The organism is Embleya sp. NBC_00896 (assembly GCF_045207785.1).
Classification (GTDB): Bacteria; Actinomycetota; Actinomycetes; order Streptomycetales; family Streptomycetaceae; genus Embleya.
Window position 1 is genome coordinate 439,113 of record NZ_CP108776.1, and the last position, 23,892, is coordinate 463,004.

At 68.0% G+C, this 23,892-nt stretch carries 6 protein-coding genes; 3 read left to right on the forward strand and 3 right to left on the reverse strand.

Annotation, left to right across the window (positions count from 1 at the left end; genetic code table 11):
- The first annotated feature begins 327 nt into the window (after positions 1 to 327).
- On the forward strand, positions 328 to 9,267 hold the full coding sequence (locus OG928_RS02020) for an amino acid adenylation domain-containing protein (RefSeq protein ID WP_406278228.1): 8,940 nt from the start codon (positions 328 to 330) through the stop codon (positions 9,265 to 9,267).
- Positions 9,268 to 9,429: 162 nt separating this feature from the next.
- Here the strand turns inward: OG928_RS02020 and OG928_RS02025 are convergent, their stop codons facing one another.
- Positions 9,430 to 10,407 carry a LuxR C-terminal-related transcriptional regulator gene (locus OG928_RS02025; RefSeq protein ID WP_406278231.1) on the reverse strand — a complete coding sequence of 326 codons (978 nt, stop codon included), beginning with the start codon at positions 10,405 to 10,407 and terminating at the stop codon, positions 9,430 to 9,432.
- Positions 10,408 to 10,817: 410 nt separating this feature from the next.
- Between OG928_RS02025 and OG928_RS02030 the strand changes: the two genes are divergently transcribed.
- Positions 10,818 to 10,988, forward strand: coding sequence for a hypothetical protein (locus tag OG928_RS02030; protein WP_406278234.1), 171 nt, complete (start codon positions 10,818 to 10,820; stop codon positions 10,986 to 10,988).
- Positions 10,989 to 11,191: 203 nt separating this feature from the next.
- A complete protein-coding gene (locus OG928_RS02035; RefSeq protein ID WP_406278237.1) occupies positions 11,192 to 11,980 on the forward strand; it encodes a leucyl/phenylalanyl-tRNA--protein transferase in 789 nt (262 codons plus the stop codon).
- A gap of 15 nt (positions 11,981 to 11,995) precedes the next feature.
- On the opposite strand, the gene OG928_RS02040 is transcribed toward OG928_RS02035, so the two are convergent.
- Positions 11,996 to 15,961 (reverse strand): amino acid adenylation domain-containing protein, encoded by a 3,966-nt coding sequence (locus OG928_RS02040; RefSeq protein WP_406278240.1) that lies wholly within the window; start codon positions 15,959 to 15,961, stop codon positions 11,996 to 11,998.
- Positions 15,958 to 23,868 (reverse strand): amino acid adenylation domain-containing protein, encoded by a 7,911-nt coding sequence (locus tag OG928_RS02045; RefSeq protein WP_406278243.1) that lies wholly within the window; start codon positions 23,866 to 23,868, stop codon positions 15,958 to 15,960. Before OG928_RS02045 ends, OG928_RS02040 begins: the two co-directional genes overlap by 4 nt.
- Between the last annotated feature and the right edge of the window lie 24 nt (positions 23,869 to 23,892).

Below are 23,892 nucleotides of genomic sequence, written 5' to 3' on the forward strand. Positions count from 1 at the left end.
TTTCCGAAACCGAGGTTCCGAAGCCGCAGTTCCGAAGCCGAGGTTCCGAAGCCGAGCCTCCGCCGTTGCCGTGACCTGGGTGTCCACAGGTGACGGGCTTATCGTGTCCAGCGCGGCGCCCCGGGGAAACTGGGTACTTGTGACCACCTGCCGATGCGGCACTTCCGACCACTGCGGTCGTTGACAGAAACGCTCTAGCGTCGTTATCGCGGATATCTCCGTGACAGGTCGGAGCCCGGTGCCTGCTGCCTTTTCGATGGATCCACCTGCCACTCACGGATTCGACTCATCGACGTATGAATTTGCTAACGATAATGGGAGTGAACGGTGACCGATCACCAGGTGGATTACTGGCGGCAGGCGTTGACGGGCCTGGAGCCGCTGGAGTTGCCGACCGACCGTCGCCGGTCCACGGCACCCGACGAGTGCGGCCACGACACCATCACCTTCGCTGTCTCGGCCGGCGTCACCGGGCGGCTGGCGAAGATCGCGGCCGGCCGGGGCGCGAGCCTGTCCACGACACTGTTGGCGGTGTTCCAGGCGCTGCTGTCCGGGTACAGCGGTCAGGACGACATAGCCGTCGGCACTCCCGCCGCCGGGGCCGGCCGCCGGGACGCGGCCGGAGACGCCGACATCCTGATTATCCGGACCGACCTGTCCGGCGATCCGACCTTCGTCGAGTTGCTCGACCGGGTCGAGCGCGTCGCCGTGGCCGCCGGTGACCACCAAGGTCTGCCGTTCGCCCGGTTCGTCACGGAATTCGGCGGTACCTGCGACCTGTCCCGCACACCCATGTTCGCCCTGCACGGGCCGAATAGCGACGGCCGACCGGCGGCGAGCCCGGACGGTGAGAGCGGGGGCGGGTCAGAGCTGGCCCTGGATGTCGCGGAGTCCGAGGGCGGTTTGCGGGCGTCGATGCAGTTCCGTACGGATGTGTTCGAGCGGGCCACCGTGGAGCGGCTGGTGGGGCATTTCCAGGCGTTGTTGGCCTCGGCCGTGGCGAGTCCGGGTGCGCGGTTGTCCGAGTTGGACATGCTGACGGCGGAGGAGCGGCGACGGATCCTGGTGGAGTGGAACGACACCGCCGGGCCCTACCCGGACACGGCGACGATTCACGAGCTGGTGGAGGAGCGGGTCGGACGTTGCCCGGACGCGGTGGCGGTGAGCTTCGGGTCGGAGAGTCTGACGTTTCGGCAGGTGAACGAGCGGGCCAACGCGCTCGCGCACCACCTGCGCGAACAGGGCGTCGTCCCGGGGACGTTGATCGCGGTGTGCCTGGATCGCAGCCCGGATCTGATCTGCGCCCTGCTCGGCATCCTCAAAGCCGGCGGCGCCTATGTTCCGCTGGATCCGGACTACCCCACCGATCGCCTCACCTACATGGTCGAGGACACCGCGACCCCGCTGGTCGTGACCCACACCCGTCACGCCGACCGACTCCCGGCGGGGATTCCGCGCCTGTTGGTGGATCGGGACTGGCCGGTGGGCGCGATCACGAATCCGGTGTCGGTGGCCGGGCCGGACGATCCGGCGTACGTGATCTACACGTCGGGCTCCACCGGTAGGCCCAAGGGCGTTCGCCTCAACCACCGGGGCGTGGTCAACTACCTCCACTGGTGCGACCTGAACTACCCCCCGCACACCACGAACGCGAACAGTGTCGGCACGCTCCTGTACTCGTCCGTCACCTTCGACCTGACCGTCACCGCGCTGTTCCTGCCGCTCATCCAGGGTCTGCCCTTGGACATCCCGCAGCCGGGGCCCGACCAGAGCGTGTTCGACGCCGCCGTGGAGACGATCCTCACCGGCGTTGCGATCAGCTTCCTCAAGGCCACCCCCTCGCACCTGGAAGTCCTCGCCGCACACCTCGAACTGACCGGCAAGCGGCACAACATCGCCACCATCGTCGCCGGTGGTGAGGGCCTCTCCCCGACGCTGGCCCACCGCATCCTCGCCACCGGCAGCGGGACCACGGTCCTGTGCAACGAATACGGGCCCACCGAGTGCTCCGTCGCCAACGTGATGAGCCTGACCACGGCCGTCGACCCCGAATGGGAGACCACGCCCGTCGGCGTTGCCATCACCAACACCAAGGCGTACGTGGTGGATCGATACAACCGGCCTGTCCCGATCGGCGTGCCCGGCGAGTGCCTCCTGGGCGGGATCTGCGTCGCCCGCGGCTACCTCAACCGACCCGAACTCACCGAGGCCCGCTTCGTCCCCGACCCGTTCTCCGACGACCCGAACGCGCGCGTCTACCGCACCGGCGACCTGGTCAAATGGCGCCCGGATGGGCAACTGGAGTTCATCGGCCGCATCGACAACCAGGTCAAACTCCGCGGCTACCGCATCGAACTCGGCGAGATCGAGAACAACCTCCTCACCCACCCCGCAATCACCGCGACGACCGTGATCGTCCGCGAGGACACCCCGGGGGACAAACGCCTGGTCGCGTACACCGTCACCACCGGAGACGCCGGCATCACGACCGGCGAACTGCGAACCCACCTCCGGCAGCACCTGCCCGACCACATGGTCCCCGCCGTGTTCGTCACCCTCGACCACCTCCCGCTCACCCCCAACGGAAAGGTCGACCGCAAGGCCCTCCCGGCACCGGACGGCCACCGCCCCGACCTCGACACCACCTACACCGCACCCCGCACCCCCGTCGAGCAAGCCGTCACGGGCATCTGGTCGGACGTCCTGGGTATCGACACCATCGGTGTCCACGACAACTTCTTCGAACTCGGCGGACACTCCCTCCTCGCCACCCAGGTCACCTCACGCATCCGCCAAACCCTCGGTGTCGAAGTCCCCGTTCGCGCCCTCTTCGCGGCGCCCACACCCGCCCGACTCGCCACCGCCATCGACGCCATGGACACCGACGACTCCCTCGTCATCCTCCCGGCCGGTCGCGACGACGGTCCCCTCCCGCTGTCGTTCGCTCAGCAGCGGTTGTGGTTCCTGGACCAGCTCGAACCAGGGCGTGCCGAGTACCTCATTCCCTTCGGGCTCCGCGTCCGCGGTCCCTTGGACACCGCTCTCCTGGAGGGTGCTCTGGGCGGACTCGTGGCCCGTCACGAGGTCCTCCGGACCAGGTTCGTCGCCGCCGACGACGGTCGGCCGACGCAGCTCGTCGACGCCCCCTGGCCGGTGACCGCGACCGTCCACGATCTTCGGGGCATCGAGGATGCCGCGGCACGGGACGCCGCGGCGCGCGAGATCCTCGAAACCGAGGCCGTCCGCCCGTTCGATCTGGCCACGGGACCGCTGCTCCGCGCGGTTGTCGCGCAGGTAGCCGACGAGGACCGGTACCTCCTGATCACCATCCATCACATCGTCTCCGACGGCTGGTCGGAAGGAATCCTGGCCCACGAGCTACGCGAGCACTACGCGGCCGCACTCGACCACCGCGAGGTCGCGCTGCCGGCGTTGCCGCTCCAGTACGCCGACTTCTCGGTCTGGCAGCGGCAATGGCTCACCGGGGACACCCTCGACCGCCAACTGGACTACTGGCGTGGGAAACTCACCGGCCTCGAACCCCTGGAGCTGCCCACCGATCATCACCGACCGCCGGTACGCAGCGGTGCGAGCGAGTTGTTCACCTTCAACATCTCCGACGAGCTGGTCGGTCGGCTGAAGTCGACGGCCACCGATCGCGGCGCGAGTCTGTTCATGACCCTGCTCGCCACGTTCCAGCTGCTGCTGTCCAAGTACAGCGGGCAGGAGGACGTCGCCGTCGGCACGCCGATCGCGGGCCGCAACCGGGCCGAGATCGAGGACATGATCGGGTTCTTCGTGAACACCCTGGTCATGCGCACCGACCTCTCCGGCGACCCCACCTTCACCGAACTCCTCGCCCGCGTCCGCGACACCGCCCTCGGCGCCTACGACCACCAAGACCTCCCCTTCGAACGACTCGTCGAGGAAATCGCCCCCCGACGCGACCTCTCCCGCAACCCCCTCTTCCAGGCCATGTTCGTCCTCCAGAACGTGCCCGAGGCCCATGCCTGGGCGCTGCCCGGCCTCACTGTCGAATCGGTCCCGATCACCTCGCAGGACGCCAAGTTCGATCTCACGCTGTTCCTCACCGAACAGTCCGACGGGTCGATCGACGGGACGGTGGTCTACGCCACCGATCTCTTCGAACAGGCCACGGTGGCACGCCTGGCCGGGCACTTCCGGACCCTGCTGAGCGCCGTCGCGGCCGGCCCCGGTGCCCGGCTGGCAGTCCTCGACATGCTCACGCCGGCCGAACGCCGGCAGATCCTCGTCGAGTGGAACGACACCACCACCGACTACCCGGACACGAAGACCGTTCACGAGCTCGTCGAGGAGCAGGTGGACCGGCGCCCCGAGGCCATCGCGATCACCTGCGACGCCGGCACCCTCACGTATCGGGAGCTCAACGAACGCGCCAACCGGCTCGCCCATCACCTGCGCGGCCTGGGCATCGGCCCGGAGCACCTGGTCACCGTCTGCCTCGATCGCAGTCCGGACATGATCTGCGCCCTGCTGGCCATCCTCAAGGCCGGCGCCGCCTACGTCCCGCTCGACCCGGACTACCCCGCCGACCGACTCGCGTTCATGATCGAGGACACCGCCACGCCGCTGGTCATCACCGATAGCGGCCACGCGCATCGACTCCCCGCCACCGCCGCGTGCTTCCTCACCGACCGCGACTGGTCGGCCCTCACGGCAGAATCCGGCGGCAATCCGGAGCCTCTCGCCTCGCCACAGGATCTCGCGTACGTGATCTACACGAGCGGGTCAACGGGCCGGCCCAAGGGTGTCCAGATCCGCCACCACAGCCTCGTCAACCTCGTCCACTGGACGATGACCAGCTTCGCCATGAAACCCGGCGACCGCGTCGCCCTCCTCGCCGGCGTCGGCTTCGACGCCGCAGCCTGGGAACTGTGGCCCGCACTCACCGCCGGAACCACCTCCTGCATCACCACCGACACCATCCGCCTCACCCCCGACCTCCTCCAACAATGGCTCCAGGACCAAAACATCCGCGGCACCTTCGTCCCCACACCCATGCTCGAAGCCCTCGCCGCACTCCCCTGGAACAACACCACCACCAGCCTCGAATACGTCCTCACCGGCGGCGACCTCCTCCACCTCCCCACCGACACCACACTCCCGTTCCGCGTCATCAACAACTACGGACCCACCGAATCAACCGTCCTCGTCACCTCCACCCAGATCACCCCCGGCGACCCGATACCCCCCATCGGACGCCCCATCGCCAACACCAACCTCTACATCGTCGACAAACACCACCACCCCGTCCCCATCGGCATCCCCGGCGAACTCCTCATCGCCGGCACCGGCCTCGCCCTCGGATACCTCAACCAACCCGAACAAACCCGAGACCGCTTCATCCCGAACCCGTTCTCCACCGACCCGGACGCCCGCGTCTACCGCACCGGCGACCTGGTCAAGTGGCGGCCGGACGGCCAGATGGAGTTCATCGGCCGAATCGACAACCAGGTCAAGCTGCGCGGCTACCGCATCGAACTCGGCGAGATCGAAGCCACGTTGCTCACCCACCCCACCGTCACCGCAGCAACCGTGATCGCCCGCGAGGACACGCCGGGCGACAAGCGCCTGGTCGCCTACACCGTCACCACCGCGGACACCGACATCCCCAAGACCGCCGAACTCCGCGCCCACCTCCAACAGCAACTCCCCGACTACATGGTCCCCGCGGCCTTCGTCACCCTCGACCAACTCCCCCTGACCACCAACGGAAAGGTCGACCGCAAGGCCCTCCCCCTACCGGACGGCCACCGCCCCGACCTGGACGCCACCTACACCGCACCCCGCACCCCGGTCGAGCGGGCGATCACCGCCATCTGGTCCGACGTCCTCACCGTCGACACCATCGGCATCCACGACAACTTCTTCGAACTCGGCGGACACTCCCTCCTCGCCACCCAAGTCACCAGCCGCATCCGCAAAACCCTCGGCGTCGACGTCCCCGTCCGCACCCTCTTCACCGCACCCACACCCGCCCAACTCGCCACCGCCATCGACGGAATGCACACCGACGAGTCGACCCGGATCACCCCAACCCCCCGGGACGGCAACCCCCTCCCGCTGTCGTTCGCCCAGCAACGCCTGTGGTTCCTCGACCAGTTGGAGCCGGCACGCGCCGAATACCTCATCCCCTTCGCGCTCCGCATCACCGGCTCGCTCGACACCACCGCACTGGAATCGGCCCTGTCGGGCCTGGTCGCCCGGCACGAGATCCTCCGGACCCGGTTCGTCGCCGACGACAACGGGCAGCCGACACAGCTCATCGACCCGCCGGCGCCGTTGCCGGTCACCGTTCACGACCTCCGCGACATCGAGGACGCGGTCGCCCGGGAGGCCGCGGCCCGGCGCGTCGTCGAGGTCGAGGGCGGTCGGCCATTCGACCTGGCGGCGGGACCGCTCCTGCGGGCGGACGTGATCCGGTTGGCGGACCAGGACCAGCACCTGCTGATCACGATGCACCACATCGTCTCGGACGGCTGGTCCGAGGGCGTCATCGCGCGCGAACTTCGCGACCGCTACGCCGCCGCCCTCGGACACCACGAAGTCGACCTGCCGGCACCGGCCTTGCAGTACGCCGACTTCTCGGTCTGGCAGCGCCAATGGCTTACCGGGGACACCCTCGACCGCCAACTGGACTACTGGCGAGGGAACCTCACCGGCCTCGAACCCCTGGAACTCCCCACCGACCAGCGCCGACCCACCGAGCGAAGCAGCGGCGGTGCCGCCGTCACCTTCACGATTCCGCCGGAGGTCGCGGACACGTTGAAGGCCACTGCCGCCGGCAACGGTGCGAGCCTGTTCATGACCCTGCTCGCCACGTTCCAGCTGCTGCTGTCCAAGTACAGCGGGCAGGAGGACGTCGCGGTCGGTACGCCGATCGCGGGCCGCAACCGGGCCGAGATCGAGGACATGATCGGGTTCTTCGTGAACACCCTGGTCATGCGCACCGACCTCTCCGGCGACCCCACCTTCACCGAACTCCTCGCCCGCGTCCGCGACACCGCCCTCGGCGCCTACGACCACCAAGACCTCCCCTTCGAACGACTCGTCGAGGAAATCGCCCCCCGACGCGACCTCTCCCGCAACCCCCTCTTCCAGACCATGCTCGTCCTCCAGAACATCCCCGACACCGACACCTGGAGCCTGCCCGACCTCACCGTCGAAGCGATTCCGATCCCCGTACAGGACGCCAAGTTCGACCTGACCCTCACCGTCTTCGACGAGGTGGGCAGCGGCCTGCGGGCATCGGTGGAGTACCGCACCGATCTCTTCGCACAGGCCACGGTGCGGCGGCTGGTCGGGCACTTCCAAACGCTGCTGGCCGCCGTCGCCACCGCCCCGGACACCCACCTGTCCCAGTTGGACATGCTCACCCCGGCCGAACGCCGGCAGATCCTCGTCGAGTGGAACGACACCACCACCGACTACCCGAACACGAAGACCACCCACCAGCTCATCGAAGAGCGGGCCGAACGCTCCCCGGACGTCGTCGCCGTACGCGGCGACGACGAGATCCTGACCTACCGTCAGGTCAACGAGCGTGCCAACCGCCTCGCCCACCACCTGCGTACCCGGTACGGCATCGGCCCCGGCGGCCTGGTCGCAGTGTGTCTGGATCGCAGTCCGGACATGATCTGTGCCCTGCTGGGCATCCTCAAAGCCGGCGCCGCCTACGCCCCGCTCGACCCGGACTACCCCGCCGACCGGCTGGCCTACATGGTCGCGGACACCGGTACGCCGGTGGTCGTCACCCACACCGACCACATCGGCCGACTGCCCGCCGGCACCGCGCAGTTCCGCGTCGACCAGGACTGGGCGACGCTCGCCGAGGAGCCGATCGGCAACCCGGAACCCGTAGCGTCACCACAGGATCTCGCATACGTGATCTACACGAGCGGGTCAACGGGCCGGCCCAAGGGCGTCCAGATCCGCCACCACAGCCTCGTCAACCTCGTCCACTGGACGATGACCAGCTTCGCCATGAAACCCGGCGACCGCGTCGCCCTCCTCGCCGGCGTCGGCTTCGACGCCGCCGCCTGGGAACTGTGGCCCGCACTCACCGCCGGAACCACCTGCTGCATCACCACCGACACCATCCGCCTCACCCCCGACCTCCTCCAACAATGGCTCCAGGACCAAAACATCCGCGGCACCTTCGTCCCCACACCCATGCTCGAAGCCCTCGCCGCACTCCCCTGGAACAACACCACCAGCCTCGAATACGTCCTCACCGGCGGCGACCTCCTCCACCTCCCCACCGACACCACACTCCCGTTCCGCGTCATCAACAACTACGGACCCACCGAATCAACCGTCCTCGTCACCTCCACCGAAATCACCCCCGGCGACCCGATACCCCCCATCGGACGCCCCATCGCCAACACCAACCTCTACATCGTCGACAAACACCACCACCCCGTCCCCATCGGCATCCCCGGCGAACTCCTCATCGCCGGCACCGGCCTCGCCCTCGGATACCTCAACCAACCCGAACAAACCCGAGAGAAGTTCATCGAGTGTGACGTCGCGGGCACGCCCCGCCGCATGTACCGCACGGGCGACCTCGTCAAATGGCGCCCCGACGGCCAAATGGAGTTCATCGGCCGCATCGACAACCAGGTCAAACTCCGCGGCTACCGCATCGAACTCGGCGAAATCGAAGCCACGTTGCTCACCCACCCCACCGTCACCGCGACCACCGTCGTGGTCCGCGAGGACACCCCCGGGGACAAGCGCCTGGTCGCCTACACCGTCACCGCGAACGGCGGTGACCCGACCGAACCGACCGCGGGCGAGCTGCGCGCCCACCTGCAACGGCACCTGCCCGATTACATGGTCCCCGCCGTGTTCGTCACGCTCGACCAACTCCCGCTCACCCCCAACGGAAAGGTCGATCGCAAGGCCCTCCCCGTCCCCGACCCACAACGGCCGGACCTCGACGCCACCTACACCGCACCACGTTCCCCGGTCGAGCGAGCCATCACCGCCATCTGGTCCGACGTCCTCACCGTCGACACCATCGGCATCCACGACAACTTCTTCGAACTCGGCGGACACTCCCTCCTCGCCACCCAGGTCACCTCACGCCTGCGCAAGACCCTCGGCGTCGACGTCCCCGTCCGCACCCTCTTCGCCGCACCCACACCCGCCCAACTCGCCACCGCCATGGCCGACATCATGATGTCCGCCATCTCGGCCCAGTTCGGCGGAGCACGCCGATGAGGTCGTGACATCGGGCCGAGGACGGACCCACGGCACGTCGAGTAGCCGGACAGACGAGTAGCCGGACATGAGAGATGTCCGGCTACTCGGCTTGTCCGGCTATTCCATACCTCCGACAACCGGCACGACACCGTGGGACGTCCCGGGCCGTGCCGTATTCGTTCAGATCATGTCCTCGGGCCGGATACTCCCCTCGGCGATGGCCATGGCGCCGAGCTGGAACCGGCTGTGGGCGCCGAACCGATCGGTGAGCTTCTCGGACAGCCGCCGTACCGTGCGCAGCGAGACGTCCATCTGCCGGGCGGCGGACGCGTCCGTGAGCCCCTGCGCCCACAGTCGCAGGATGTGCTGCTCCTGAAGCGACAGATTGCCGGCGGTCCGCGGCCGAGCCCCCGTCAACGGGAGCGCTTCCTTCCACAGCTTGGCGAACAGGGCCACGAACGCGTTGATGATCGACTCGGCGGTGCAGACGAGGCCGCCCATGACGGAACGGAAGCTGCTGACCGGGATGACGACATGCCGTCGGTCGATGAGGATCATCCATACCGGTAGTGACGGAAGCGTCCGGACGCCCCCGACCGAGTCCATCTTCCAGCGTAGATAGGGCATGGCCGCGTTGTCGTTGCGAGCGCTCTCCAACAGGATCGATCGCGACCGTGCCCCGTGCCGGAGCACCGACTCGTCGACCGGCCGGCCCGCCTCGATGACCGTCTCCGTCAGGCGCTCGGTCGGGCCCAGCGACAGCGCCTCCTCCCGGCAGCCGTCCGCGAGCTCGGCGACGCGCTCCCACACCGCCGCCTCGCCGGAGAGCCATTCCACTCCGGGTACCTGTCCCTGCGTACGGCGGCCGTGCGTGGCCAGCAGCTGCGCGACCTCCAGCCTGCTGTCCTCGACCTGGAGCTGATGCCGGGCCAGATCGGCTTGCTGCCGTGCCAGCATCGCCGCCAGGCCGACTTCCGGCTCGATCGGCATCCATCCGGTGGCGCCACCGCCCGGCGCGACCAGCGACAGCCGAGACAACTGCTCGAGTGCCCGGCTGATCGCGGTGTCGCTCTCCTCCAACTGCTCGGCCAGCTTCTGCACATCCGCGTGCGGCTGGGCGACCATCGTCAGATATACGCCCTGCGCGACAGAGTCCATCCCAAGTGAGGTTCGCACCTTTTACGCTCCCGTTGTGTCGTAGGACAGCTCCTGATCGACATGAATCGGACCGGATCAAGCGACGCGACGCATGATCGCGACCCGCACACCGATGCCGTCCGATGTGCGACCGATTCGCCTTCCGTTCGACAGTCAACGGGGTTCGGTGAACACGCGTATGCGTGCCGGGTGCCCATCTTCATCACCCCCGGCGCGACCGCGCAGATCGTGTCGTCACGCCCCTCGTGGCCCGCCGATCCCGGATGGGAAGGCGGCGCCGGGGCGGCCGAGGTCACCAGGAGGCCGGGCGCTGGGTAGGGGCCTCGGTGAAATATGGGTGGTGAGCACGCATGTCCCCGACCCTCGCCGTCGCCAGGCTGGTCATACCGGCAGACGAAGGAGATACGGCGATGACGATCAACACTCGGAACGCGGTCAACTCGTTCGCGGCGATGGCGATCCTGACGGTCACGGCGCTGACCGGACTGGCGGAGATCTCGGCCGGCGGGCCCGCGGCCCCCTGCGCGGGCCACGCCCACACCTGCATCGTCCAGGACGACGGCGGCACCGGGAACGGGTAGGTGCAAGAGAAGCGCGGCGAGATGTCGGAGTCACTCGGCGACCACCACGTGCAGCAACGACCGGGCAGGGTACGGGCCGATCCGCGGCCCGGATCGGCCCGAGAAAGCGGGGCGATCTCCCCCATGTGTACGGTTCCCTGGCCCCGCACGTCGGACGGCCTGCGCACTCGGCCTTCCCGCGGCGACGCCGTACGGCGCGAACGATGATCGGCGAGATGGCGTGGGAGCGGGTCGACCTGTCGGCCGCCGAACTGGATCTCCCCATCGCGGTCGGCGGTTCCACGGCACCCCATCGGCTGTTGGAGGCCCACCGCCACGGCGCCTTCCCGTATCCCCGGTTGCGGGACCACCCCGCCGAGGCCCATCGGGCCCTCTACGCGCACCACGTCGCCGACGGCCGGATCACCGCCTTCCCGGCCGCGCAGAGCGATGACGCCTACGCGGTGACGTGGTGGAGCCCGGCCCGCCGACCCGTGATCAAGGTCGGGGCCACGCTCCTGCCCGGCATCCTGCGGCACAGCCCGAACCGCGGGCCCCGGTGGATCGTCACCTGCGACCACGCGTTCGCCAGTGTGGTCAACGGCTGCCGGGATCAGGCGCACTCCACCTGGATCACGGACTCGTTCCGGGCCTCGCTCATCACCCTGCACGAAGCCGGCTGGGCGCACAGCGTCGAGATCTGGCAGGGCGAGAATCTCATCGCGGGCCTGTTCGGCACCGGCATCGGCAACGTCTTCAGCGTCGACTCCGCGTTCAGTCGACGCCCCTACGGCACTCGGGTGGCGTTCGCCGACCTCAGTCGTCGGCTCCGCGGCCAGGCGGACCTGATCGACGTCCAGGTACCCCACGACTACACCGCGGCGCTCGGCACCCGGTCGATCAGCCGCGAGGAGTACCTGAACGCCCTCCTGACCGTGGACATGCCGCTGGCGATGCGGGCGGGTGTGCTGTCGGTCCAGCCCCTGTCGCACGGGTCACCGATCACCAACTGAGGTCGCCGCCGGCGGTCATCGCTTCTCGATCGCGGCGACCACGGCCTCCAGTTGCTCCACGCCCTTGACCATCTGCATGTGCCGCCCCCGGATGTCGAGGATCTCGATGCCGGCGGGATGGAGCCGTCGCCAGTGGGCGGTGTACCGCGCGTGGGACGGTTCGTCCGCCCGGGTCGCCGGATCGGCATCGCGCACCGACTCGCTGACGACCAGGGTCGCCCTCGCGAAGGATGGGCGGGCCTCGTAGTCGGCCAACGACCGGACCTCGGCTTCCAGAACCTCGTAGGGAAGCCATTCGTCCAGGGTGACGGCGTCCGCTTCGATGTTCATCCGCGGCGCCAGGCGCTTGAGCGCGCGTTCGGTCACGTCCCGAGCGGCCCCGGTCTCGCTCTGGCCCTGCTGCCACAGCGCGTTCACCTGCCGATACACCTCGACGTACCGCTCGAACCGCGAGCGCTGAACCCGCCCGGTGACCGCGGGTTCGAGGAGATACGACGCCGCGACGTCGTTCGGGTGCTGTACGCACATCTCGTGCGCCACGACCGCCCCGGTCGACCAGCCGAGCAGCAGATACGGCCCCTCCGGCTGAACCGATCGGATCTCCTCCCAGTACCGGCTCGCCATCGCCTCGATGCCGGTGATCGGCGACTCGCCGGCATTCAGCCCGGCCGCCTGCACGCCGTAGACGGCGAACGAATCACCGAGCCGGGCGGCCAGTTCGCGATAGGCGTGTGTGCTGCCGCCTCCCGGGTGGATGCAGAACAGGCGGGGTACCTCCGCTTCCTCGACCGGCCCTTCCGACAGGCGGACGACCAGACCGGACGATCCCGTCCGCGGCGCGACGATCGCGGCCGCGAGGTCGGCGACGGTGGTGTGCCGCATGATCTGTTGCAGGCTGACGGTCCAGCCGGCACCGCTGATTCGCGACGCGACCCGGACCGCGTTGATCGACTGTCCGCCGAGCTCGAAGAAGTTGTCGTGGATGCCGATGGTGTCGATGCCCAGGACGTCGGACCAGATCGCGGCGATGGCCTGTTCGACCGGGGTACGCGGCGCGGTGTAGGTGGCGTCGAGGTCGGGGCGGTGGCCGTCCGGTGCCGGAAGCGCCTTGTGGTCGACCTTTCCGTTGGGGGTGAGGGGGAGTTGGTCGAGGGTGACGAACACGGCGGGGATCATGTAGTCGGGCAGGTGCTGCCGGAGGTGGGTCCGTAGTTCGCCGGTCGTGACGGTGCCGGCACCGGTGGTCACGGTGTAGGCGACCAGGCGTTTGTCCCCCGGGGTGTCCTCCCGGACGGTCACAGTCGTCGCGGCGACGGCCGGATGGGTGAGCAACGTGGCTTCGATCTCGCCGAGTTCGATGCGGTAGCCGCGGAGTTTGACCTGGTTGTCGATTCGGCCGATGAACTCCATTTGGCCGTCGGGGCGCCATTTGACGAGGTCGCCGGTGCGATACACACGCGCGTCCGGGTCGGTGGAGAACGGATCCCGAACGAAACGGGTCCCGGTGAGTTCGGGTCGGTTGAGGTAGCCGCGGGCGACGCAGATCCCGCCGAGGAGGCATTCACCGGGGACACCGACGGGGACGGGTCGGTTGTATCGATCGACGACGTATGCCTTGGTGTTGGTGATCGGGACGCCGACGGGCGTGCTCTCCCAGTCGGGGTCGACGGCCGTGGTCAGGCTCATCACGTTGGCCACGGACCCCTCGGTGGCGCCGTACTCGTTGGAGACGACCGTGGTGCGGCCGCTCGACGCGAGGATCCGCTTCACCAGGGCCGGGGAGAGGTCCTCACCACCGGCCACGATCGTGGCGATGTTGTGCCGGGCACCGGTGAGTTCGAGGTGCCCGGCGAGAACCTCCAGGTGCGACGGAGTGGCCTTGAGGAAGCTGATCTCCACACCCGTGAGGATCGTCTCGACGGCGGCGTCGAACACGCCCTGATCGGGCCCGGGTTGCGGAATGTCCAGACGAAGACCCTGCATGAGCGGCAGGAACAACGCCGTGATGGTCAGGTCGAACGTGACGGACGAGTACAACAGCGTCCCGACACCGTTCGCGTCGTGCGGCGGATAGTTCAGGTCGCACCAGTGGAGATAGTTGACCACCCCCCGGTGATCGAGCCGCACACCCTTGGGCTTGCCCGTCGACCCCGACGTGTAGATCACATACGCCGGATCGTCCGGCGTGGCCACCGCCACCGGATTCGCGACGTCACCCGCCGGCCAATCCCGATCCACCAACAACTGCGGAATCCCCGCCGGAAGCCGATCACCGTGCCCGGCAGCGGTGACCACCAGCGGTGTGGCGGTGTCCTCGACCATGAACGCGAGCCGGTCCACGGGATAGTCCGGGTCCAGCGGCACGAACGCCGCACCCGCCTTCAGGATCCCGAGCAACGCGCAGATCAGATCCGGACCACGATCCAGACACACCGCGACCAACGTCCCCGGCGTCACACCCCGCCCCCGCAGGTGATGCGCGAGTCGGTTGGCGCGCTCGTTCACCTCCCGAAACGTAAAACTCTCCGCCCCGTGGGTGACCGCGACCGCGTCCGGGCTCCCAGCGGTTCGCTCCTCCACGAGTCCGTGGATCGTCGCCCTGTCCGGATACGGCCCCGCGGTGTCGTTCCACTCCACCAGGATCTGCCGCCGCTCCCCGGGCGTGAGCATGTCCAACTCGGACAGCCGGGCATCCGGACTCGCCACGACCGCGGCCAGCAACGCCTGGAAGTGCCCGGCCAGCCGCGCCATCGTGGCGTCGTCGAACATGCTCCGGTCGTACACGAACCGGAACTCGAGCACCGACCCGGCCGAGGCCACGAGGGTCATCGGATACCCGGTCCGCTCGACGCAGCCCACCATCCGGCGGGTCATCCCCTCCGGGAAGTCCGATGCCTCTTGGACCACCGGATAGTTCTCGAAGACGAGAATGGACCGGAAGAGCGGTTCGCCGCGCGGGATCCCGCTGTACTCGCGGACATCGACGAGGTGGCAGTACTCCCATTGACGCATGTCGAGCTGCTCGTCCTGGAGCGCCCGCAACCAACCCGATACCTTCGCGTCGCCGTCGACGCGACCACGCACCGGAAGCGTGTTGATGAACAGTCCCATCATCGACTCGATGTCCGGCATGGCGATCGACCGGCCGGAGATCGTCGACCCGAACAGGACGTCGTCGTTGCCGCTGTACCGGGACAGCAGGATGGCCCACAGGCCCTGGACCAGGGTATTCATCGTGATCCTCTGGGCGCGTGCGTACGCGCGGGCCGTCGAGAAGAGCTCCGCGTCGGCATGGATCTCGATCTCACCGACGCCCGAGTCCCCGGTGACGCGGTCCACGTGCAGATCCGTCGGCTCGGTGATGCCGTCCAGATAGTCGGTCCAGAAAGCCTTCGAATCCGAGGACTGCCGGGAGTTCAGCCACTCGATGTACCGACGGTAGGGAGTCGCCGGCGCGAGTTCCACCGCCGTCCCGGCCAACAGGCCCCGATAGATGGAGAAAAGCTCCTTCTGCAGGATCTGGACGCTCCACCCGTCCATCAGAATGTGGTGGAACGACCAGACCACGACATGACGTTCCTCGGCCATCCGGATGACGGTGACCCGCACCAGCGGCGCCTCGGACAGATCGAACCCACGTTTCCAGTCCTCCGCCAGGAACTCCTTGAGCCGGGTCTCCTGGGCGTAGGCCGTGTAGCCACACCAATTGCGGCTGGAGAACGGGAGTTCGGCCGTCCGCTGAACGACCTGGACCGGTTCGGAGACGCCTTCCCACACGAACGCGCTGCGCAGAATCGAGTGGCGCTCGACCAGCCGCTGCCACGCGCCCCGGAAGCAGTCGACGTCGAAGTGCCCGTGGACCTCCTCGGTCATCTGCACCATGTACGGGCGGGTCTCGGACGAGTCCTCGAGGGAGTGGAACAGCATGCCGAATTGCAACGGCGAGAGTCCGTAGACGTCTTCCACGTTGTGAGCGCTCACTTTGAGAACCTCTTCAGGATCGCGGCCATGTCGGTGTCGCCGACATCGGTAAGGGGTGCGGTCGCCCGGCCGGTGCCGACGGCTTTCTTGGCACTCTCCGAAATCAGACTGCGCAGGCACTCGATCAGATCGTCGGCGAGACGCTGGACGGTCCGACGCTCGTGCAGTGCCTCCGAGTAGTTGAAGTACACGCTGAACGTGTCGCCTTCGACGGCTGCGGTGACGTCGAGGACGTTCCATCGCATGCCCTCGGGGCTGATGGAATGGCCCTTGGGCTCGGCGGGATCCGCGTATCGCCCGATCCCCGGGAGCTGCTGGGTGAACTGCCCGAGATAGTTGAAGTTGACCTCGGGTGACGGCTGATCCCGCAGTACCGACGCCGACTCCGGACTCCCGAGATAGCGCAGGATCCCGTACCCGACACCCTTGTTCGGTATCCGAGCCAGCTGCTCCTTCACCGCCGCCAGCGACGTCACCAGATCCGCGCCGGTGTCGAGACTCAGCGCGACCGGGAAGACGCTGGTGAACCAGCCGACCGTCCGGGACAGGTCCACGTCCGGGAACAGGTCCTCCCGGCCGTGGCCCTCCAAGCCGACGAGTGTGTGGCGGTCGCCGGTCCAGCTGCTCATCGTCCGAGCCAGCGCGGTGAGCAACGCGTCGTTGATCCGGGTGTCGAAGGCCCGTGGCACGTCGCGCAGCAGCGCGCCCGTCTCCTTGGCACTCAGGGACGCGTACACGGTGGAGGCCGACCGCGCCTCGTTGGCTCCGTCACGGTCGCGGGGCAGCCGGCCGGTGGGCTTGGGCTCCGCCCAGTAGGCGAACTCCCCACGCGCCTCGGCCGATACCGCGAACCGAGCGAGCTTCTCCGCCCAGGCCTTGAACGAGGTCGTCTTGGCCGGCAATCGCGAAAGGTTCCCCGCCGCGCGCTGCTCGTAGGCGCTGCCCAGATCCTCCAGCAGGATGCGCCAGGACACGCTGTCGATCGCGAGGTGGTGAACGGCGAGAAGCAGCCGCTGTCCGCGGTCGCGGCCCAGGTTCATCAACGCGCCTCGGACAAGCGGTCCCTTGAGCAGATCGAGGCTCTGCTGAACCTCCGTGCCGATGCCGCGCATCACCGGCCACAACGCGTCGTCGGACACCTCGGAGAGATCGTGGACGTCGAGCAGGAGCGTGCCGGCTGTGTCGTCGAGGTACTGACTCCATCCGCTCTCCTCGCGGTTGTAGCGCAGCCGGAGGGCATCGTGATGTTCGGTCAGATCGATGAGGGCGAGTCCCAGCACGTCCGGGTCGAGGCCGTCGGTCGACAACAACTCGGCCTGGTTGAAGTGATGGTTGTCCGGAAGTTCCTTCTCGAAGAACCAGTGCTGGATCGGCGTCAGCACCACATCCCCCACGACCTTGCCCTGTTCGGCGTGCACCGAACTGCCCGCCTGTGCATGGGCGGCGATCTCCGCGATCGTCTGATACTTGAAGATCATCCGGGGGGTCAGGTGGATGCCGAACTTCTTCGCCCGAGCGATCATCTGGATGCTGACGATCGAGTCGCCGCCGAGTTCGAAGAAGTTGTCGTGGATACCGACGGTGTCGATGCGCAGGACGTCGGACCAGACGGCGGCGATCGTCGTCTCGACGTGATCGCGCGGCGCGGTGTAGGCGGCGTCGAGGTCGGGGCGGTGGCCGTCCGGTGCCGGAAGCGCCTTGTGGTCGACCTTTCCGTTCGGGGTGAGGGGGAGTTGGTCGAGGGTGACGAACGTGGTGGGGACCATGTAGTCGGGCAGGTGTTGTTGGAGGTGGGTGCGGAGTTCTCCGGCCGTCGGTTCGGGCGAGTCACCACTGTTCGCGGTGACGACGTAGGCGGCCAGGCGTTTGTCGCCTGGGGTGTCCTCGCGGACGGTGACGGTGGTTGCGGTGATGGCGGGGTGGGTGAGGAGGTTGTTCTCGATCTCGCCGAGTTCGATGCGGTAGCCGCGGAGTTTGACCTGGTTGTCGATCCGGCCGATGAACTCCATCCGGCCGTCGGGGCGCCATTTGACGAGGTCACCGGTGCGGTAGACGCGGGCGTCCGGGTCGGTGGAGAAGGGATCCCGGATGAAGCGCGTCCGGGTGAGTTCGGGTCGGTTGAGGTAGCCGCGGGCGACACAGATCCCCCCGAGGAGGCATTCACCGGGGACACCCACAGGGACGGGCCGGTTGTAGCGATCGACCACGTATGCCTTGGTGTTGGTGATCGGGACGCCGACGGGTGTGGTCTCCCAGTCGGGGTCGACGGCCGTGGTCAGGCTCATCACGTTGGCCACGGACCCCTCGGTCGCCCCGTACTCGTTGGAGACGACCGTGGTGCCGCCGCTCGACGCGAGGATCCGCTTCACCAGGGCCGGAGAGAGGTCCTCACCACCGGCGACGATCGTGGCGATGTTGTGGTGGGCGCCGGTGAGTTCGAGGTGCCCGGCGAGGACTTCGAGGTGGGAGGGGGTGGCCTTGAGGAAGCTGATCTCGATGCCGGTGAGGATCGTCTCGACGGCGGCGTCGAACACGCCCTGGTCGGGCCCGGGTTGCGGAATGTCCAGACGAAGACCCTGCATGAGCGGCAGGAACAGCGCGGTGATGGTCAGGTCGAAGGTGACGGAGGAGTACAACAGGGTCCCGACACCGTTCGCGTCGTGCGGCGGGTAGTTCAGGTCGCACCAGTGGAGATAGTTGACCACCCCCCGGTGATCGAGCCGCACACCCTTGGGCTTCCCGGTGGACCCGGACGTGTAGATCACGTACGCCGGATCGTCCGGCGTGGCCACCGCCACCGGGTTGGTGGTGTCACCCGCGGGCCAGTCCCGGTCCGCCAACAGGCGCGGTATCCCGCCCGGGAGCCGGTCGTCGTGGCTCGTGTGGGTGACCACCAGCGGTGTGGCGGTGTCCTCGACCATGAACGCGAGCCGGTCCACGGGATAGTCCGGGTCCAGCGGCACGAACGCCGCACCCGCCTTCAAGATCCCGAGCAACGCGCAGATCAGATCCGGACCACGATCCAGACACACCGCGACCAACGTCCCCGGCGTCACGCCCCGTTCCCGCAGGTGATGCGCGAGTTCGTTGGCGCGCTCGTTCACCCGACGGTACGTCAGCGTCTGCGACCCGAAGGTCACCGCGACCGCGTCCGGGCAGCGCTCGACCCGCTCCTCCACCAACCGGTGGATCGTCGCCGCGTCCGGATACGACCCGGCGGTGTCGTTCCACTCCACCAGGATCCGCCGCCGCTCCGCGGGCGTGAGCATGTCCAACTCGGACAACCGCGCACCCGGACTCGCCACGACCGCGGCCAACAACGTCCGGAAATGCCCCACCAACCGCTCCACGGTGGCCCGCTCGAACAAATCCGTGCGGAACTCCATCGCTCCCTGGAGACCAACACCCGTTTCCGCGACGGTCAGTTGCAGATCGAACTTCGCCTGCTGGCCGGCGACGCCGATCGGCTCGACGAGCAGGTCCTGCAACGTCCAGGTGTCGGTGTCCGGGATGTTCTGGAGCACGAACATGGTCTGGAAGAGGGGATTGCGGGAGAGGTCGCGTTCCGGCGCGAGTTCCTCGACGAGCCGCTCGAACGGCAGGTCCTGGTGGTCGAAGGCGCCCAGCGCCGTCTCCCGGACCCGGCCCAGGAGTTCGACGAACGTCGGGTCGCCCGACAGATCGGTACGCATGACCAGGGTGTTCACGAAGAACCCGATCATGTCCTCGATCTCGGCCCGATTCCGCCCCGCGATCGGCGTCCCGACCGCCACGTTCTCCTGCCCGCTGTACTTGGACAACAGGAGCTGGAAGACGGACAGCAAGGTCATGAACAGGCTCGCGCCGCCGTCGTTCGACATCTTCTTAACCCGGACCGCGACATCGGCGGGAACGGTGAAAGTGACCGCGTCACCGCTGCCGCTTCGCTCGGTGGGCCGGCGGTGGTCGGTGGGCAGCTCCAGGGGTTCGAGCCCGGCGAGATTGCCACGCCAGTAGTCCAGTTGCCCATCCAGAACGTCTCCGGTGAGCCATTGCCGCTGCCAGACCGAGAAGTCGGCGTACTGCAAGGCCAAAACCGGCAGGTCGACTTCGCGGTGTCCGAGAGCGGCGGCGTAGCGCTCCCGCAGCTCCCGGGCGATGACACCCTCGGACCAGCCGTCCGAGACGATGTGGTGCATCGTGATCAGCAGGTACTGGTCCTGGTCCGCCAACCGCACCACATCCGCCCGCAACAACCGCCCCGCCGCCAAGTCGAACGGCCGACCGCCCTCGACCTCGACGACGCGCCGGGCCGCGGCCTCCCGGGCGACCGTGTCCTCAATGCCACGGAGGTCGTGGACGGTGACCGCCAACGGCGCCGGCGGGTCGATGAACTGCGTGGGGTGGCCGTCGTCGTCGGCCAGGAATCGGGTCCGCAGGATCTCGTGCCTGGCCACCAGCCCGGTGAGGGCGGCCCCGAGCGCGGAGAGATCCAATCGACCGCGCACCTGGAGTCCGAACGGTACGAGGTACTCGGCGCTGTCCGGCTCCAACTGGTCGAGGAACCAGAGGCGTTGCTGAGCGAACGACAACGGAAGCGGTCCGCCGTCCCGGACGGCGGGGGTGATCCGGATCGCCTCGCCCGGGTCCATCCCCTCGACCACAGCGGCGAGTTGCGCCGGCGTCGGTGCACTGAAGAGCGCCCGCACCGGCACGTCCACCCCCAGTGCCTTCCGCAACCGCGAGGTCACCTGCGTCGCGAGCAGGGAATGCCCACCGAGTTCGAAGAAGTTGTCGTGCACTCCCACCGACTCCAGGCCCAACACGTCGGCCCAGATACCCGTGACGGCCAGTTCGACCGGAGTACGCGGTGTGGCGAACGCGGCGTCGAGGTCGGGGCGCCGGCCGTCCGGTGCCGGAAGCGCCTTGCGGTCGACCTTTCCGTTGGGGGTCAGGGGGAGTCGGTCGAGGACGACGAACACGGCGGGGACCATGTAGTCGGGCAGACCCTGTTGCAGGTGGGCGCGAAGTTCTCCGGTGGTCGGTTCGGGCGAGTCTTCGGACGCGTCACCGCTGTTCGCGGGAACGACGTACGCGACCAGGCGTTTGTCTCCCGGGGTGTCCTCGCGGACGACCACGGTGGTCGCGGTGATGCCAGGGTGGGTGAGGAGGTTGTTCTCGATCTCGCCGAGTTCGACGCGGTAGCCGCGCAGCTTGACCTGGTTGTCGATCCGGCCGATGAAGTCCACCTGCCCGTCCGGCCGCCATTTGACCAGGTCGCCGGTGCGATACACCCGCGCGTCCGGGTCGGTGGAGAACGGATCCGGAATGAAACGCGCCTCGGTCAGCTCCGGTCGGTTGAGGTAACCGCGGGCGACGCAGATCCCGCCCAGGAGGCACTCGCCCGGGACACCGACGGGTACGGCCCGGTTGTACCGATCGACCACGTACGCCTTCGTGTTCGTCATCACGGTTCCCACCGGCGTGGTCTCCGCATGGGGGTCGACATCGGTGCTCAGGCTCATCACGTTGGCGACGGATCCCTCGGTCGCGCCGTACTCGTTGCAGAGGACCGTGGTTCGGCTGCTCGTCGCGAGGATGCGGTGAGCCAGTGTCGGTGAGAGGTCCTCACCGCCCGCAACGATCGTGGCGATGTTGTGGCGCCTGCCGGTGAGTTCGAGGTGTGCGGCGAGCACCTCCAGGTGCGACGGGGTGGCCTTGAGGAAGCTGATCTCCACACCGGTCAGAATCCTCTCGACCGCGGCGTCGAAGACGCCCTGGTCGGGCCCGGGCTGCGGAATGTCCAGGGGCAGGCCCTGGATGAGCGGCAGGAACAGCGCCGTGACCGTCAGGTCGAAGGTGACGGAGGAGTACAACAGGGTCCCGACACCGTCGCCGTACGGCGGGTAGTTCAGGTCGCACCAGTGGAGATAGTTGACGACCCCCCGGTGATCGAGCCGGACGCCCTTGGGCTTTCCCGTCGACCCCGACGTGTAGATCACATACGCCGGATCGTCCGGCGTGGCCACCGCCGGCGGATTCGCGACGTCACCCGCCGGCCATTCCCGGTCCACCAACAACCGCGGAATCCCCGCCGGGAGTCGGTCGGCGTGACGGGTGTGGGTCACGACCAGCGGGGTCGCGGTGTCCTCGACCATGTAGGTGAGGCGATCGGTGGGGTAGTCCGGATCCAGCGGAACATAGGCGCCGCCGGCCTTGAGGATCCCGAGCAGCGCGCAGATCAGATCCGGACCACGATCCAGGCACACCGCGATCAACGTCCCCGGGACGACGCCCTGTTCACGCAGATGGTGCGCGAGCCGATTCGCCCGCTCGTTCACCTGCCGAAAGGTGAGACTCTCCGTCCCGAACATCACCGCGACGGCGTCCGGGCAGCGCTCGACCCGCTCCTCGACCAGTTGATGGATGGTCGCCGTGTCCGGGTAGGGCCCGGTGGTGTCGTTCCACTCCACCAGGATCTGCCGTCGCTCCTCCGCGGTGAGCATGTCCACCTCGGACAACCGGGCACCCGGGGCGACGGTGACCGCGGCCAGCAGGGTCTGGAAGTGTCCGACCAGCCGCTCCACCGTGGCCCGTTCGAACAGATCGGTGCGGTACTCCATCGAGGCCCGCAATCCACTCCCGGACTCCACGACGGTCAACTGAAGGTCGAACTTCGCGAGGCCGCGTGCGATGTCCACCGACCGAACTCGCGTACCGGAGAGGTCCCACGTACCCGTGCCGGCCTCCGGGTCGGAGCCGCCCGGCGCCTGGAGGACGAACATGGTCTGGAAGAGCGGGTTGCGGGAGAGGTCGCGTTCCGGCGCGAGCTCCTCGACGAGCCGCTCGAACGGCAGGTCCTGGTGGTCGAAGGCGCCCAGCGCCGTGTCCCGGACCCGGCCCAGGAGTTCGACGAACGTCGGATCGCCCGACAGATCGGTGCGCATGACCAGGGTGTTCACGAAGAACCCGATCATGTCCTCGATCTCGGCCCGATTCCGCCCCGCGATCGGCGTACCGACCGCCACGTCCTCCTGCCCGCTGTACTTCGACAGCAACAACTGGAAGACCGACAGCAGTGTCATGAACAAGCTCGCACCGCTGTCGTTCGACACCTTCCTCGCCCGGTCCGCGACATCGGCGGGAACGGTGAACGTGACGGCATCCCCGCCGCCGGCCCGCTCGGCCGGTCGCCGCCGATCGGTGGGCAGCTCCAACGGCTCCAGGCCGGCGAGATTCCCACGCCAGTAGCCCAGTTGCCGATCCAGCACGTCCCCGACCAGCCATTGCCGCTGCCACACCGAGAAGTCGGCGTACTGGAGCGGCAAGGCCGGCAGTGCGACCTCGCCCTGCCCGCGAGCGGCGGCGGCGTAGTGCTCCCGCAGCTCCCGGGCGATGACGCCCTCGGACCAGCCGTCCGAGACGATGTGGTGCATCGTGATCAGCAGGTACTGGTCCTCGTCCGCCAACCGCACCACATCCGCCCGCAACAACCGCCCCGCCGCCAGATCGAACGACCGACCGGCCCCGACCCCGAGCGCGTCGCGGGCCAGCTCCTCGCGGGTGGTCGCGTCGTCCACGTCGCGCAGGTCGTGGACGGTGACGGCGACCCGCCACGGGACGTCGACGATCTGCGTCGGTTGCCCGGTCTCGTCGGCGACGAAGCGGGTCCGCAGGATCTCGTGCCGGGCGACCAGCCCCGACAGCGCGGTCTCCATCGCCGGGATGTCCAACGGGCCGGCGACGTGCAGCGCGAACGGTACGACGTATTCGGCGCCGCCGGGGTCCAACTGATCCAGGAACCACAGCCGTTGCTGCGCGAAGGACAGCCGCACGGCACCGGCCGTGTCCCTGCGCGGAATGCGGCCGACATCGGTGCGCTGCCGCATGCGGGACAGGAGACGTGCCTCGATCGACTTCTCGCCCATGATGTTCTTTTCCTATCTCTCCAC